16 protein-coding genes are annotated in these 13,694 nt (G+C 50.3%); 1 reads left to right on the plus strand and 15 read right to left on the minus strand.

Going from position 1 to position 13,694, the window contains the following annotated elements; all coding sequences use genetic code 11:
* Position 1: 1 nt before the first annotated feature.
* The 8 genes from LGS26_RS04380 to LGS26_RS04415 all read right to left on the minus strand — a co-directional run bounded on the left by LGS26_RS04380 (position 2) and on the right by LGS26_RS04415 (position 6,000).
* Positions 2–682 carry an HlyD family secretion protein gene (locus LGS26_RS04380; RefSeq protein ID WP_237889558.1) on the minus strand — a complete coding sequence of 227 codons (681 nt, stop codon included), beginning with the start codon at positions 680–682 and terminating at the stop codon, positions 2–4.
* Entirely contained in the window at positions 660–1,370 is a 711-nt protein-coding gene (locus LGS26_RS04385; RefSeq protein ID WP_237889560.1) for an HlyD family secretion protein, read from the minus strand. Before LGS26_RS04385 ends, LGS26_RS04380 begins: the two co-directional genes overlap by 23 nt.
* On the minus strand, positions 1,348–1,818 hold the full coding sequence (locus LGS26_RS04390; protein ID WP_330873330.1) for a TolC family protein: 471 nt from the start codon (positions 1,816–1,818) through the stop codon (positions 1,348–1,350). Before LGS26_RS04390 ends, LGS26_RS04385 begins: the two co-directional genes overlap by 23 nt.
* Positions 1,770–2,786: a TolC family protein gene (locus LGS26_RS04395; RefSeq protein WP_237889564.1), complete on the minus strand. Its 1,017-nt coding sequence runs from the start codon at positions 2,784–2,786 to the stop codon at positions 1,770–1,772. Before LGS26_RS04395 ends, LGS26_RS04390 begins: the two co-directional genes overlap by 49 nt.
* A complete protein-coding gene (locus tag LGS26_RS04400) occupies positions 2,780–3,367 on the minus strand; it encodes a TetR/AcrR family transcriptional regulator (protein WP_237889566.1) in 588 nt (195 codons plus the stop codon). The genes LGS26_RS04395 and LGS26_RS04400 overlap by 7 nt, the downstream gene beginning before the upstream one ends.
* A 702-nt stretch (positions 3,368–4,069) precedes the next feature.
* Entirely contained in the window at positions 4,070–5,470 is a 1,401-nt protein-coding gene (thrC, locus tag LGS26_RS04405; protein ID WP_237889568.1) for a threonine synthase, read from the minus strand.
* 27 nt (positions 5,471–5,497) lie between these two features.
* The gene (locus LGS26_RS04410; RefSeq protein ID WP_237889570.1) at positions 5,498–5,755 is read right to left on the minus strand and encodes a hypothetical protein; all 258 of its coding nucleotides are present in this window, start codon (positions 5,753–5,755) and stop codon (positions 5,498–5,500) included.
* A gap of 35 nt (positions 5,756–5,790) precedes the next feature.
* Complete coding sequence (locus tag LGS26_RS04415) at positions 5,791–6,000, minus strand: CooT family nickel-binding protein (RefSeq protein ID WP_237889577.1); 210 nt, start codon at positions 5,998–6,000, stop codon at positions 5,791–5,793.
* Between the two features lie 81 nt (positions 6,001–6,081).
* Here LGS26_RS04415 and eno point away from each other — a divergent pair, with 81 nt between their 5' ends.
* Complete coding sequence (gene eno, locus LGS26_RS04420) at positions 6,082–7,356, plus strand: phosphopyruvate hydratase (protein WP_237889579.1); 1,275 nt, start codon at positions 6,082–6,084, stop codon at positions 7,354–7,356.
* Positions 7,357–7,433: 77 nt separating this feature from the next.
* Here eno and scpB read toward each other — a convergent pair whose 3' ends face one another.
* From scpB to dnaJ, 7 genes are all read right to left on the minus strand, one after another.
* Positions 7,434–8,006: an SMC-Scp complex subunit ScpB gene (gene scpB, locus LGS26_RS04425; RefSeq protein ID WP_237889586.1), complete on the minus strand. Its 573-nt coding sequence runs from the start codon at positions 8,004–8,006 to the stop codon at positions 7,434–7,436.
* A 5-nt stretch (positions 8,007–8,011) separates the two neighbouring features.
* A complete protein-coding gene (locus tag LGS26_RS04430) occupies positions 8,012–8,377 on the minus strand; it encodes a response regulator (protein ID WP_237889593.1) in 366 nt (121 codons plus the stop codon).
* A 93-nt stretch (positions 8,378–8,470) separates the two neighbouring features.
* Complete coding sequence (gene galT / locus LGS26_RS04435) at positions 8,471–9,469, minus strand: galactose-1-phosphate uridylyltransferase (protein WP_237889595.1); 999 nt, start codon at positions 9,467–9,469, stop codon at positions 8,471–8,473.
* A gap of 14 nt (positions 9,470–9,483) precedes the next feature.
* A complete protein-coding gene (locus tag LGS26_RS04440) occupies positions 9,484–11,667 on the minus strand; it encodes a glycoside hydrolase family 57 protein (protein ID WP_237889597.1) in 2,184 nt (727 codons plus the stop codon).
* Between the two features lie 4 nt (positions 11,668–11,671).
* Positions 11,672–12,034 carry an RNA polymerase-binding protein DksA gene (dksA, locus tag LGS26_RS04445; protein ID WP_237889604.1) on the minus strand — a complete coding sequence of 121 codons (363 nt, stop codon included), beginning with the start codon at positions 12,032–12,034 and terminating at the stop codon, positions 11,672–11,674.
* A gap of 24 nt (positions 12,035–12,058) precedes the next feature.
* Entirely contained in the window at positions 12,059–12,538 is a 480-nt protein-coding gene (moaC, locus tag LGS26_RS04450) for a cyclic pyranopterin monophosphate synthase MoaC (protein WP_330873331.1), read from the minus strand.
* Entirely contained in the window at positions 12,535–13,677 is a 1,143-nt protein-coding gene (gene dnaJ, locus LGS26_RS04455; RefSeq protein WP_237889606.1) for a molecular chaperone DnaJ, read from the minus strand. The genes moaC and dnaJ overlap by 4 nt, the downstream gene beginning before the upstream one ends.
* Positions 13,678–13,694: the final 17 nt, after the last annotated feature.

Consider the following 13,694-nt stretch of genomic DNA (forward strand, 5'->3'; position numbering starts at 1 on the left):
TTTATTGCTGCGGCCCCACTCTTCGTGTGGAGCGGAGCCTTGTTTTTCGAGATATATTTCGATCCGTCGGACGGCCATCCCACGGCGCCGATATCCACGTCTGGTACCACTGACATCCCCGGGACCAACAGCACTTTTTAGTCTCTTGCGGACGGTCGAAAACAATTTTGACCGGTACCCGCTGGACGACCTTGACATAATTGCCTGTGGCGTTTTCCGGCGGAAGCAGACTGAAGCGGGCGCCCGACCCATGCTGGATGCTGTCCACATGGCCGTGGAAGGTGAAATTTGGGTATGCATCCACCGAGATTTCAACCGGCTGGCCGGGTCGCATGTGTGTCAGCTGTGTTTCCTTGAAATTGGCCGTAACATATACATTCCGAGGCACCAGTGCCATGAGCGATTGTCCGGGCTGCACGAACTGCCCGAGCTCGACATCTTTTTTGGTCACAAAACCGTCGCATGGCGCATAAATCTTTGTATAGGAAAGATTCAGACTGGCCTGGGCGACATTGGCCTTGGCCTGGTCGATATCAGCACTAGATACTTTCGCTTGAAAACGGCTCTGTTTGATCTGCTGGGGTGCGGACTGTGCCGCAGTCAAGCGGGCATTGGCCTGTCGCTGGCTGGCTTCTGCAGCCTTGATCGCCGCCTTGGCTTCACGAACAGATGCTTTTGTCAACCTTCTTTTCCGCCGCCCTTAAATCTGCAGCGGACATTTGTTCAGCGGCTACGGCGCGATCAAGGTCTTGAAGTGATACTGTTTTCGTCTTCGCCATCTCGCGGTACCGCTTTAAGTTCGTCGCATCCAGCCGATACCGCCCCCTTGCGGATTCGGCCTCTGCCTTTGCTTGGGCGAGTGCTGCTTCACACAGGGCAAGTCGTGCCTTGGCCTCCTGAACTGCCGCTCTTGCCGATTCCACATTGTCTTTGGCTTCATTCAATTCGGCCGTGGCGGTGATCCGGGTTAGTTCGACACTGATGTTGCGTGCCCGATTAGCGGCTTTTGCCGCTTCCAGCGCGGCCTCCGCCCCATCCAGACGGGCCTGGAAATCATGCGGATCCAGATCGACCAGCAGATCGCCTGCCTTGACCCATTGGTTGTCCTGCACATAGATATGGGCTACATAGCCGGACACCCGCGGGCTTATTGGAATGATATCTCCATCGATAAAGGCATCATCGGTGGATTCGTGAGATAATGAATGGATATAGTAAGGGATGCCGATGATCAGTGCTAGAATTACCAGCCCGCCCGCCGTCCACCAGACGATTTTTTTACGGTGGAAAGGCCCTGCCGAGGAACTGTTGGGTCCCATAGATTCCGTTTCATTGGCGGCTATATCGCTATTTCGGCTTTTTTCTGTCATCTCTACCCATTTCATTAGGTTCAAGAAAGTTGTTTTTTGTAGGTGGTGGCATAAGGAAAAGTTCTGGATTCAATTCTCCTGTCACGCGCAAGAGTTTCAAATAATCAACATCTTGATTGAATTTTGCAGTTGAAAGGGACAGTTCCGCGGATAGCAGACCCTCTTGGGCAATTAGCCGCTCAAGGTTTGTTCCAAGTCCGGCATTGAATGCGGCTGTTGCCTGCCGCACCCCTTCCCGGGCCGCTTTGACCTGGATATCGAGCTGATCGATCTGTTGCCTAGCCCTTTGGAGATTTTCCACAGCCATTCGTAGATCCTTCAATATCTGCCGGCGGATATACATCTCGGAGAGTCGAGCTTGCCGCAGGCGCGAATAAGCGGTGCGGACATCCGCATGAATCAATCCGGCTGAAAAATAGGGACATTGACCTGGATCATGGAGGTCCAATCCACATCGTTGGGGAAGGTATCCCGGGACAGGTAGCGCATCAAGTTGAGGGAGACCGACGGGAAATATTCGCCCCAGGCCGCTTCCAGTGCGGCGGCCGCAGCCTTCACCCGTTCATGGGCAGCCGTTAGGTCTTGTCGATGCGTCTCGGTTAGCTTCAACAAGGTGTCGATGTGCCAGTTTATCGACGGAATTTTCAGTCCGCCGGTGAGCGGTCCCTTGACTGCCGGTACACCGATTAAAAATGCCAGCATCGCCCGGCCGTTTTTTACATCGGCCTTGGCTTGAATCAACTCGTTTTGCGTCTTCGCCAGCTGTGATTCGGCTAGAAAGACATCCACCGGCCGTGCCACACCAGTCTTCTCTTTCACTTGAATGTCTGCGAGCCGCTGTCGGGCGACTTTGATTGAATACTTTAAAACCGCAACCTGCTTTTCTGAGTGCATCACTTGAAAATAGGTCCTGGCCACATCCAGCATGAGAAGGGCCTGGCGATCCAGGAGTACCGCCCGCTGCATCTTAGCGAAAGCCCCGGCTGTTTGTAGGGCCGGCACATCGCGGAACAGGTGCAGATCCATATTTCCAGCCACTGGCAGATCGGTCGTGTGATTGGGTTCAAACTCGGCGATCAGGGGGTTATTGGCCGCATATGCAGTCTTCCCCTGGAGCATGAATGTTGGAGCAAAGCTGATGGTCGGTAGAAAGGCGGCAAAGGCGCGATCCTTGTCGATCAATGTCTGAAGGTAATCCTCACCGGCTATGGCCATCTGCTCGTTATGCGTATTGGCCAGTATCAGGGCGTTCTTTAACGTGAGGGGATCTTCGGTATGGTAGGGTAAGACTGATCCGGATCTTCCAGTATTAAGCACATGCCAATATATTTGCACATCGTGTGTTTGATTCACTGCGCATCTATTGAGAAAAAACAGCGCCAGGCCGGCCAATCCCCACTGCAGCGGTCTTAACACACCTTCTCCTTGACAGTAATTGCAGCCTTGACAAAATTCAGGATATGATCGATCAGTACCTCACGGTCGACTGTTTCAGTCCCTTCAAGCAGCACTGAGCGGATGAACCCGGGAATATACCGGGCGGTAAATTCCGGATGGGAATCGATAAAAATTCCCAGGGCAATGCCCTGGCGGATGATAGATTCGATCATGTCTTTTAGCTCTGTACGTTTAGCATCCCACTTGGCCCGGTCAATAGCTTTCCAGACAGGAATCGTACGTATCAGCTCGAACAGGTGGGGGTTTTGATAAGCAAAATTGACCATCTCACGAATCACCATCTCAAGATTTTCCGCTGGACTGTGAGTATCTTCATCTATCCGTTCGCGAAGCCGGTCTACCAGCCGAGAAAATCCGTTATAAAGCACTGAAATATAAAGGTCTTCTTTGCTATTGAAATAGATGTATAGTGTTCCCTTGCCTACTTCCGCCGCCTTAGCCACGTCGCTCAACAGCACCTTGTGGAAGGGTTGCGTGGCAAAAAGTCCGGCCGCCGCCGAAAGGATTTTAGCTCGTTTCCGTTCATCTATGACTTGCATATCTTTCTCACCCTTAACATCTAACATCATTTGGTCAGATTGAAATTTGGCCTTACGCCTTCAGCCGCAAATCGATTTGCAATCGACTTGATCATCTTGATCATCCTTTCCGCTCCACCTCCGCCATGTGAATTGAAGATGATATTGGCGCATTCCTTTCATATCAGCCTCATTTGTTTCAATAAGATAGAACCAATACTGACCAACCAGTATTGATGGAAATATCGTTTTATTATATCCTCGTCAAGTTCTTTTCCTGCTCGAGTTCCTCAACGCCGGGTACATCCGAATTATATTGAGAGCTACATGAGACCTTTTATAGATCCAGCAGTCGCGATATAAATCACAATCAAGGCTCCGCCTGCTCAAGAATCTGTAGGCCAGCCGCAACCGATTGATAATGAAAAAGCGGAGGCGGCGCATTTCCTGTAGGCGAGCGTGGGATGTCGGTTTCAAATAGTTGAAACGTAGAGATTGTCACGATGTCAGTCAATATGGAGCGGAAAGGAAAAAATTAGGTAAAGGAAAACAATCCAACCTAAGAAGCATCGAGGTCGTCCGTTCATGGTCCAATAGGCCCAGAAGATCTTAGCGAGATTTGAAAGACTTGCTGAAGAAAGGCATGAAAAGATATGAGGCGTTGTTGCACAGGACTGGCGCCATAGTCGCGTTTAGAAAAATTGGGATCATTTACGATAAGCACTAAGTCGCCTGTTGCTGTATGTATGCCTTCACCGCGCCTATGTCTGCAGGAAGTAGCTTCAACCTGGTCGGCCTTTTTTCAATGTCTTCAAGCGAAGCAGGCCTCTTCGGCTCATGGCCGATTGCTTCTTTTACTGTCCTTGCGAATTTGGCTGGATGGGCCGTAGCTAGACACACGATACTGTGGCGCAGAAGGGCGGATGAAAGTCTTTTTGCTGCCGCTACGCCGACTGCCGTGTGAGGGTCCAGCACATAGCCTGTATTTCTGTATACGGCTCGTATGGTCTCAATGGTCTCGGGTTGGCTTATTGACGCCGAGGCAAAGTCTTCCCGCGCCATGGTCATTTCGTCAGGGTTGAAGACGATCTCGCCGGTCTTTTCAAACTGCTCCATCGCCCTCTTCACCCTTTGGGGGTCTTGCCCGAAGAGATAGTAGATATATCGCTCGAAATTGCTTGCGATCTGTATGTCCATGGAAGGGCTTACGGTCGGGATGACCCTTTGCGCGATCTTATAGCGGCCCTCCATGATAAAGCGTGTGAGGATGTTGTTTTCGTTGGTGGCGAGGATAAGCCGTTCGATGTGCGGCGAGATGAGACGCCTTGCCACGTATCCGGCGAAGATGTCTCCGAAGTTTCCGGTCGGGACAGAGAAATCAACCCGCTCTGCGCCTTCTTTATTTTTAATCCATAGAAATGAATAGACATAATATACCACCTGGGCGAGGATCCTAGCCCAGTTTATGGAGTTGACAGCCCCAAGCTTGTATTGGGACTTGAAAGGGATGTCGTTGAAGATGTTTTTTACTATCGCCTGGCAGTCGTCAAAGGTCCCATTTATCGCTATATTGAATACGTTTTTATCAGGTACGGTCGTCATCTGAAGGGCTTGGATGGGGCTTACCCTGCCATGGGGGTGCAGGATAAAGATGTTGATGTTTTCTTTACCCTTGACCCCATATATGGCGGCGCTGCCCGTGTCGCCTGATGTTGCACCTAATATGTTCATCTTCTCGTTGCGTTCCTTCAATAGGTATGAGAAGAGGTTTCCGAGGAACTGCAGGGCAATGTCCTTAAAGGCGAGGGTCGGGCCGTGGAAGAGCTCAAGTATGTGCAAGTCGCCTACTTTGACAAGGGGTGTGACCTCCGGCGTGTCAAAATTTTTGTAGGCATTGTCTATCATGGCCTTCAGGTCTTTAGAGGTGATATCGTCTATAAAGAGCGATATGACCTCATAGGCAAGCTCATGGTAGTCGAGTCCTTCCCATTTTTCTATAATCTCTGGTCCAGCCGTAGGGAGTTGTTCAGGCAGGATGAGGCCGCCATCTGTCGCAAGGCCCATCATCACGGAGTCTTTAAAGGATATTGGCTCGATTCCGCCCCTCGTGCTTATGTATTTCATTTATTTTTTTGTTGTCTCCCTGATGGCTTATTCGTGCTCGTGATGATGGTGGTGGTGACGTCCTATTTCATGGCCTGATATAGGGCCTCCGGCGAGATTCATTGCGGTTTTAAGATGTTTTGTTACATCTCCTGAGGAGAACGCAGCCTTCTTGAGGGCAGCAGCTGCATCGGGCATGCCCGCCTCCTCGAGTACGGATGTCCATCGCAGAAATTCCCTGGCATGTTCTTCATTGTGTTCTATAAGATGCGGCAAGAGTATGCGCAATTTTTCAATTTCGGTCATTTTCGATCCCCATCTACTTTATTTTTTGGTCAGATTTAAATTTTTTGTGATCTCTGTCCGGATGATTCAAGAATAACCTTGTGTTTCAGGAGGTCTATCTTTGATATCTTTGCACTTATAATACGGGGCGGCTCGAAAAGACCCTGCACCTTCACACCTTCGGGGCAAGGCTCAACCAGTATCACGTCCCGCATGATCTCCTCTTCCTTCCCATCCTTCAACAGGTATACGCTGGATTGACACATATGTTCACCTTTTTGCTTGACTTGAGATTAAAGTCATTATAAACGAAAGTTAATAAATAAACCAGATAGCGGGAGGAGCCGATGAGCAAGATTGTAGAGATAGAATCGATGGAGATATTGGATTCCAGGGGGAATCCCACCATTCGCACATATGTCGCTCTTGAGGACGGGAGTCTTGGGATCGCCTCTGTCCCGTCTGGGGCGTCCACCGGTGAGAATGAGGCACTTGAGCTCAGGGATCAAGATCAGTCGAGATATGGGGGCAAGGGTGTCTTAAAGGCGGTGGAGAATGTAGAAGATGTCATAGCTTTAGCGCTCCAAGGTCTGGATGCCACGATACAACAGGAAATCGATCAGGTCTTGATAGATTTGGACGGGACGTCCAATAAAAGCAGGCTCGGGGCAAACGCCATCCTCTCAGTCTCGATGGCGGTTGCCAGGGCGGCAGCTCAGAGCGTAGGTCTGCCGCTCTATGCCTATCTTGGAGGGGCCTGTTCAAACCGCATTCCAGTTCCTATGTTGAATGTCTTAAACGGTGGCAAACATGCCGATTGTAGTGTGGACTTCCAGGAATTCATGATCGTGCCTATCGGTGCCCCCACGTTTAGAGAGGCGCTAAGATACAGTGCCGAGACCTTTTATGCATTAAAGACCATTTTAAAGAATAAGGGCTATGCCACATCCGTGGGGGATGAAGGTGGTTTTGCACCCAATCTTAAGAGTAACGAGGAGCCGTGCGAGCTCATCGTGGCAGCCATAGAAAGGGCTGGTTATAGGCCGGGAGAAGACATAGCTATAGCGCTTGATCCTGCAGCCAGTTCATTCTTTAGAGATGGAAAGTACGTCCTTGCTCGTTCAGGCGGCGGCGAAAAGACGAGCGCTGAGATGGTCGAGCTCTATAAAGAATGGGTGAGAAAGTATCCGATTATTTCCATAGAAGACGGCCTCGCAGAAGATGATTGGGACGGTTTTGCCCTTATGACAAGGGAGCTCGGCCAAGAGATCCAGATAGTCGGGGACGATATATTCGTCACAAACACCGAGTTTATAGCCAGGGGCGTAAAGGAGAGGGCTGCTAACGCCGCGTTGATAAAGCTGAATCAGATCGGCACGGTCAGCGAGACTGTAGATGCCATTCGTATGTGCAGGGCGGCAGGTTGGGATTTTGTGGTCTCCCATAGATCAGGCGAGACGGAAGACGACTTCATAGCTGATTTTACTGTGGCGATGGACGGCTGTCAGATAAAGGCAGGTTCCATAAGTAGGAGCGAGCGCATAGCCAAGTACAATAGGCTCTTGGAGATCGAGGCGGAATTGGGGCCTGCAGCCTTGTTTGACAGCCCGTTCAGATCCTGAAAATGGATTACAATTGGAAACGGGTAGGGCAACAAGCAATCTCTGTCCATAAAAATAAAAGCCCCCTTTTTCTCAGATTATTTGAAAAGCGGTAGCTCATGGGTGTCTTCCATATCTGACAGTTCAGCGAGGGACGGGAGGTCCGAGATGTCTTTCAGGTCGAATACCTCAAGAAAACGCTTTGTGGTACGGTAGATAAGGGGGCGTCCAGGGACCTCTTTCCTTCCGGCCGTCTTTATGAGTTTTCTGTCGAGCAGTATCCTTAAAGGTCCACTCGAATCTACGCCTCTCAGATGTTCTATCTCAGCGCGTGTTACGGGTTGTTTGTAGGCGATTATGGAGAGGGTCTCAAGTGAAGAGCGGCCGAGTTTGGCCGGAGTCGATTCTTTGAGCCGCAATATCCATTCCCTGACCTTGCTTTTTGACTGCAGCCGCCAGCCGCCAGCTACCTCTCTTATCTCGAGGCCGTGACACTGGTCGTCATATTCTCTTTGAAGTAGCTTTAACGCAATGAGTATGTCATCTTTGCTGAATTCAGGTAGCAGGCCTGTTAGTTCTTTAAGACCAAGCGGTTTTGTAGCGACCAGCAAGAGTCCTTCGAGGATTGCCTTTATCTCAGGCCGTCCAACTCCAATGGCCGTCGACTCCATCGCCTTTATTTTGATAGATGTTTTTTAATGGAAGACTTGAGTTCGGTCAGATTGAATGACTTTACTATATAATCGTCCGAGGCCCAAGAGGCCAGATCTTGTTTGTATTCAGGGTATGCCGAACTCAATATTACTGGGGTTGCCGGCCTCTTTTGCTTCATTTGGCGGAGTACCTCTATTCCATCCATCCCCGGCATGTTGATGTCCAGGACGACCAAGTCAGGCCTATAGCTGTCAAAATATCTAAGCGCATCGTCTCCGTTCATTGCTGATTGGATTTCGTAACCTTCTTCTTCTAGTTCCTCTTTGTACAGGAGATGTATGCTTTCTTCATCGTCTACTATCAGTATCTTTTTTTTCTCATCCGCCATAATGCACCTCTATAGAATTTTGGCTTGTCCATATATTTTCTAGGCTATTTCCGAGATCTGTTATTTACCTGACAAAGCCTATGCCGGCCATCTTTATATCCTGATTTCCCTTAGGAACTTGGCTGACTCCTCAGGCGGCGTGGGATTGATATAAAATCCGGTGCCCCACTCAAACCCTGCTACCATTGTGAGTTTAGGCATAATTTCTATGTGCCAGTGATAGTAGTCCATCGAGAGGTTTTTGAGAGGGGCTGTATGCAACATATAATTATAAGGTACCTTGGGCAATGCCTTGTCAAGACGGCGCATTGTTTCAAGAAATATCCTCGCGAGGGAGTCGAACATGCCGTCATCCATGGAGACATATGAAGAATAATGCCTCTTAGGCAGGAGCCACATCTCGAACGGCGCCCTTGGTGCAAACGGAGCGATGGTCAAGAAGTCTTTGTTTTCACATACAACACGGGTGTTCCCAGCTAATTCCTGATGTATTATGTCGCAGAATACGCAGCGTTCTTTGTATTCGTAATAACGCAAGGACCCCATCACCTCTTCCTGGATGAGTTGCGGCACGATCGGAAGGGCGATCAATTGGGAGTGGGAGTGTTCGAGCGAGGCCCCTGCCGCCTTGCCAAAGTTTTTGAATATGATTATGTATTGAAACCTTATATCCCTTGCCAAATCGAGCATCCTGTCCCTGTAGGCGAAGAGTATTTGCTTGACCTGGAATTCGGACATCCGGGGTATGGTTTCGTCGTGGTTGGGGGTGTCTATGATGACCTCGTGGGCCCCTATTCCGTTCATCATGTCATAAATACCTTCGCCTTGTTTGTTCAAATCGCCTTCAATGATGAGGGCCGGAAATTTGTTGGGCACCACCCTCAAGGTCCAGCCGGGTGTGTTCGGGGCATAACCCTGTCTCCCATAGGCCAGGACCTCCGGTGGTGTGGTGTGTTCATTGCCGGGGCACAGCGGACAGAATCCTCCCTTTGTCTTTTCTTCTTCTATTACAAAGTCACTGGGGCGTTTGCCGCGTTCTTTGGCTATGATGACCCATCTGCCTATTATCGGATCTCTGCGCAGTTCTGGCATCTTTTTACTCCTTTTTATACCAGCCAGAGCCTTCGTTCAAAGTCTTTATCTGGCATCTTGATCGATAGATAGCCAGCCCTTGTCCATGTGTCCTGTACCAATCCATCTTGGATCGTTTTAATGTTAAGACTTAATTCCTCGCCTGCAATAAGGTTTAGGAAGACAAATGGTATCTCGAATTCGGCTATTTCTTCTATGGCGAACCTGATCCCTGATTCGTGAAGCGGGATCTCAAGGTCGTTCTTCTTGATTTGGCACCGCCATGTCGTTGTCCCGAGCTTATCCATCCCGACCTGGGCTGGATATGCCTCTATGGCGACCCTGTCTTTGGCTGTAGTAATTGATAGGCTTATGCCGAGACCAGCAGGCCATTCCAAGAAGTTTTTTTTGGCAGGGTCGAGTCGCAGAAAGAGCGAATTTATGTTGAATCCGTAAAATATCCTGTTTAGATTTGAGGCGCTCCTGTGCATCGAGCCGCCCTGTTCGGCAAGCGAGACTGAACCAGCCCCATTCCATTCCCAATAAAAACTTATCCTGCCATCTATTATGGGTGTTATGAACGCAACCGGTGTTGCGGCTGGCAGGATGGCCTTAGGCCGCCTCAGCGGGATCGAGAGATCAGCAGGGGCGGCGCGCCGAAGCGCCCTATAGGCCCCTTGTAGATGAAGCCTGAAGAGGCTGTCAAATTCATAGGCATAGCTGGTTGAAAATTTGTCGCCGTACCACCAGAACCAGTCGCTTCCCTCTGCCGCGAATATGGATTCCATTGCATTGGATATCTCATTTTCACCAAGGATGCCGGTCTTGATTGCATCCTCCACGGCAGTCCTTGCCTCTCCAAGGACCTCCCACGCCCTGTTTTCCTCCTCCCCCCCTATCCATATACCAAAGTCACCGTTTATCCAAGAGCCAGTATGGAGGCGTGTCAGGGTTTTGTTTGGCGGATATCGTTTGAGATAATCGCTTACCGTTACGAGCTCAAGATCGGGGTTGCAGATAATGCCGTCATAGAGTGCGCTGAGAAAACCCTCACCGCCGTCCATATAGTATTCCCATGGGTTTTCACCGTCAAGGATGACGGCCACGAAAGGCGGACGATCCGTTGTTGCAGAGAGCCTCCGTCTTATCTCGTTCAGTCTTGTAATAAAGTCGACCGCGGCTATTTCAGGGTCGTTTTCTTTATACACAAAGCCTATAAGGTCGGAGAGCTCATGGTGTCTGAAGATTATATCCATAGAGCTATCACCTATCTGCGCCTTGTAAGGCTGGAAGAGCGCATCGGGACCAGGGCTGTCGATGGATTTGTAGAGAATCGCCTCGTCTGTGGCCAACCATGAAAAACCGGCCTCGCTGGCGGCAGGGATAAGCTCAGGGGCCACTGAACCTTCGGAAGGCCAGAGGCCGCTTGGGGCCTTTTTGAATATTTTTTGACAGAAATCTTTACCTCTTTTAAGCTGGGCAGTGGCGTCCTGTGGATATGAAAAGCGGCGTGGGAGTCTGACGCCAGGCGCACATCTTTTTGCGTAATCGGTGTCCATGAGGAGAGGCAATATTGGGTGATAAAACGGGCTTGTTGTTATCTCGATCTGATCGTCGGTCCATCTTTCGGCGTAGGATTGGATAAGTTCCTTCATTATATCAAGCTGGGCATCCAGGAGCCGTGCCTTTTCCTCTTCGGTAAAGAGCCGTCCTTTCTGGAAAAGACCGTTTATAAAAGGGTCTTTTCTTGCCGCAAAACCCATCCATGTGAGATTGAACCAGACCTGGAGATCCAGCAGATCCTGCTCTGAAAAACGGTTTCTGGTCCACGAGGCATCTGAAGGGACGAAGTCCCTGCCTCTTAAGGCCAGTAGCTGCACATAGCGTTGGTATGGTTCAACCATAGTAGGCCAGTGGCAGCTGAAGAAATGGGTAAGTATGAATTCCTTTTCCGGGTTAGAGAGCTCCGAGGTCTTCTTGCGGCTGATCTCCAGAAACTCGTCAGTTTTGCCTTCGAGGTAAAGCCCGATCTGATAGAGAAGTGATGGGACGAAATTGAATGTAACCCTTGCCTCACGTCTCCCTTTCAGGCACGAAAGCATATCGTTGTATGCCTTGACAGAATGGAGACGTACCCACGGCATTGCAAAACGGCCGCTTACAGGGTCAAGATAAAGCGGTTGATGCATATGCCAGACAAGGGCGCAGTAGAGCTTCATACATTTAAAGGCCTCTAGCCTTTTCTTCCCGTTCCTCTTTGGATTTGCATTCTATACACAGTGTGGTTACCGGTCTAGCCTCAAGACGGCCGATGCTGATCTCCTCCCCGCACTTTTCGCATATTCCATAGGTGCCGTTGTCTATTTTCTCAAGGGCCTTTTGTATCTTTTTTATGAGTTTTCTCTCCCTATCTCTTATGCGTAATTCAAAATTGCGGTCTGATTCAACGGATGCCCTGTCGGTCGGGTCAGGAAAGTTTTCGTCCATACCGGTCATCTCATCGATAGTCCTGTCCGCCTCGCCCAGGAGCTCGTTCAGTTTTTGCTGAAGTATCTTGCGGAAATGTTCAAGTTGAGCCTTATCCACCAATGCCTCCTAATTTTATTATGATCATCTCTTCCAGGCGCCGCTCTTCCCGCCCGATTTGGATTCAAGACGTATTTCCCTTATGACTATACCTTTTTCTAAGGCCTTGCACATATCATAGATTGTAAGTGCAGCGACGGAAACTGAGGTCAGTGCCTCCATCTCCACCCCTGTGACGCCATTTGTCTTTACCTTAGCCTGTATTACTACTGAAGATTCAATTGGATCAAGGGTAAAATCGATCTCGATCGAACTAAGCGGCAGGGGGTGACAAAGGGGGATCAGCGCGTCCACCTTCTTGGCGGCCATTATTCCTGCCACCCTAGCCACGGCCAAGACATCTCCTTTTGGTACGCCGTTTTCGGTAAGGGCATTGAATGCCTTTTCCCCCAGCATAACCCTACCGGAGGCCACGGCCTCCCGTTGCGTTGCGGTCTTGTGGCTCACATCGACCATGCAGGCCCGTCCCTTTTTGTCCAGATGTGAAAAGCCCGAATTGCTCAAATCGCCCCCTCCTTTTTACCTGCCATCTCATGGCCTTCAAACCTCTTGAAAAACCTCCTAAATATACCACCCTCATCCTTTTCTTTCTCCAGCGACGCGAATTCCCTGAGCAGTTCCTTCTGTCTTTCTGTGAGTCTTGTCGGGGTCAGAACCGCTACCTCGATGACCTGGTCTCCTGTTCCTAGACCCCTAAGGTCAGGGACGCCTAGCCCCTTGAGCCTTAATGTCTCCCCGGATTGGACGCCGGCCGGTATCTTGAGTTTGTGGGGACCATCCAAGGTGAGCACCTCGATCTCGTCTCCAAGGGCCGCCTGCGTCATGGAGATCTGTATCCGGCAGTGCAGGTCGTTTCCACGTCTCTCAAGGAATTCATGTGGTTCGACATGGAGTATAATGTATAGATCTCCCCTTGGGCCGCCTCTGACCCCAGCTTCGCCTTCTCCACGGAGCCTAAGTCTGGCGCCGTCGTCAGCCCCTGCCGGGATTCTTATCTTCACCCTGCGTTTCTCGCGGATCCTGCCCTGCCCACCGCATGCATTGCATGGGTTTGTTATAATAACGCCTCTGCCATGACAATTCGGGCAGGTGGTTGCAATCCTGAAGAAACCCTCAGCCCTTATAACCTGGCCCCTGCCGCCGCAGAGATGGCAGACCGTCGGCTGGGTACCTGGCCTGAGTCCGCTTCCCAGGCATTCTTGACAGGATTCAAGCCTTGTTATCTCTATTTCTTTATCTGCGCCCCTTGCCGCCTCTTCAAAAGAGATGGAGAGATCGTATCTCAGATCCGCCCCTTGTTCAGGCCTTAATCCAGATCCTTGATGGCGGCGACCGGTCGAGAAACCGAAGATATCCTCAAAGAGGTCGCTGAACGCGCTAAAGATGTCTTCCTGGCGGCTGAAACCGCTGAAACCCATTCCGGCCATGCCATCGTGTCCATGAAGGTCATACACCCTGCGTTTTTCCGGGTCTTGAAGTACCTCATAGGCCTCGGCGGCCTCTTTAAACCTCTCTTCAGCCTCCTTGTCGCCAGGATTTCTGTCGGGATGGTACTTAAGGGCCAGTTTCCTGTAGGCCTTTTTAATTTCTTCAGGAGAGGCGGTCCTCGAGACACCCAATATGTCGTAATAGTCCCTTTTCATGATCCTGTCCGGAGGTT

It is taken from the genome of Dissulfurimicrobium hydrothermale, from assembly GCF_022026155.1.
Taxonomy (GTDB): Bacteria; Desulfobacterota; Dissulfuribacteria; order Dissulfuribacterales; family Sh68; genus Dissulfurimicrobium; species Dissulfurimicrobium hydrothermale.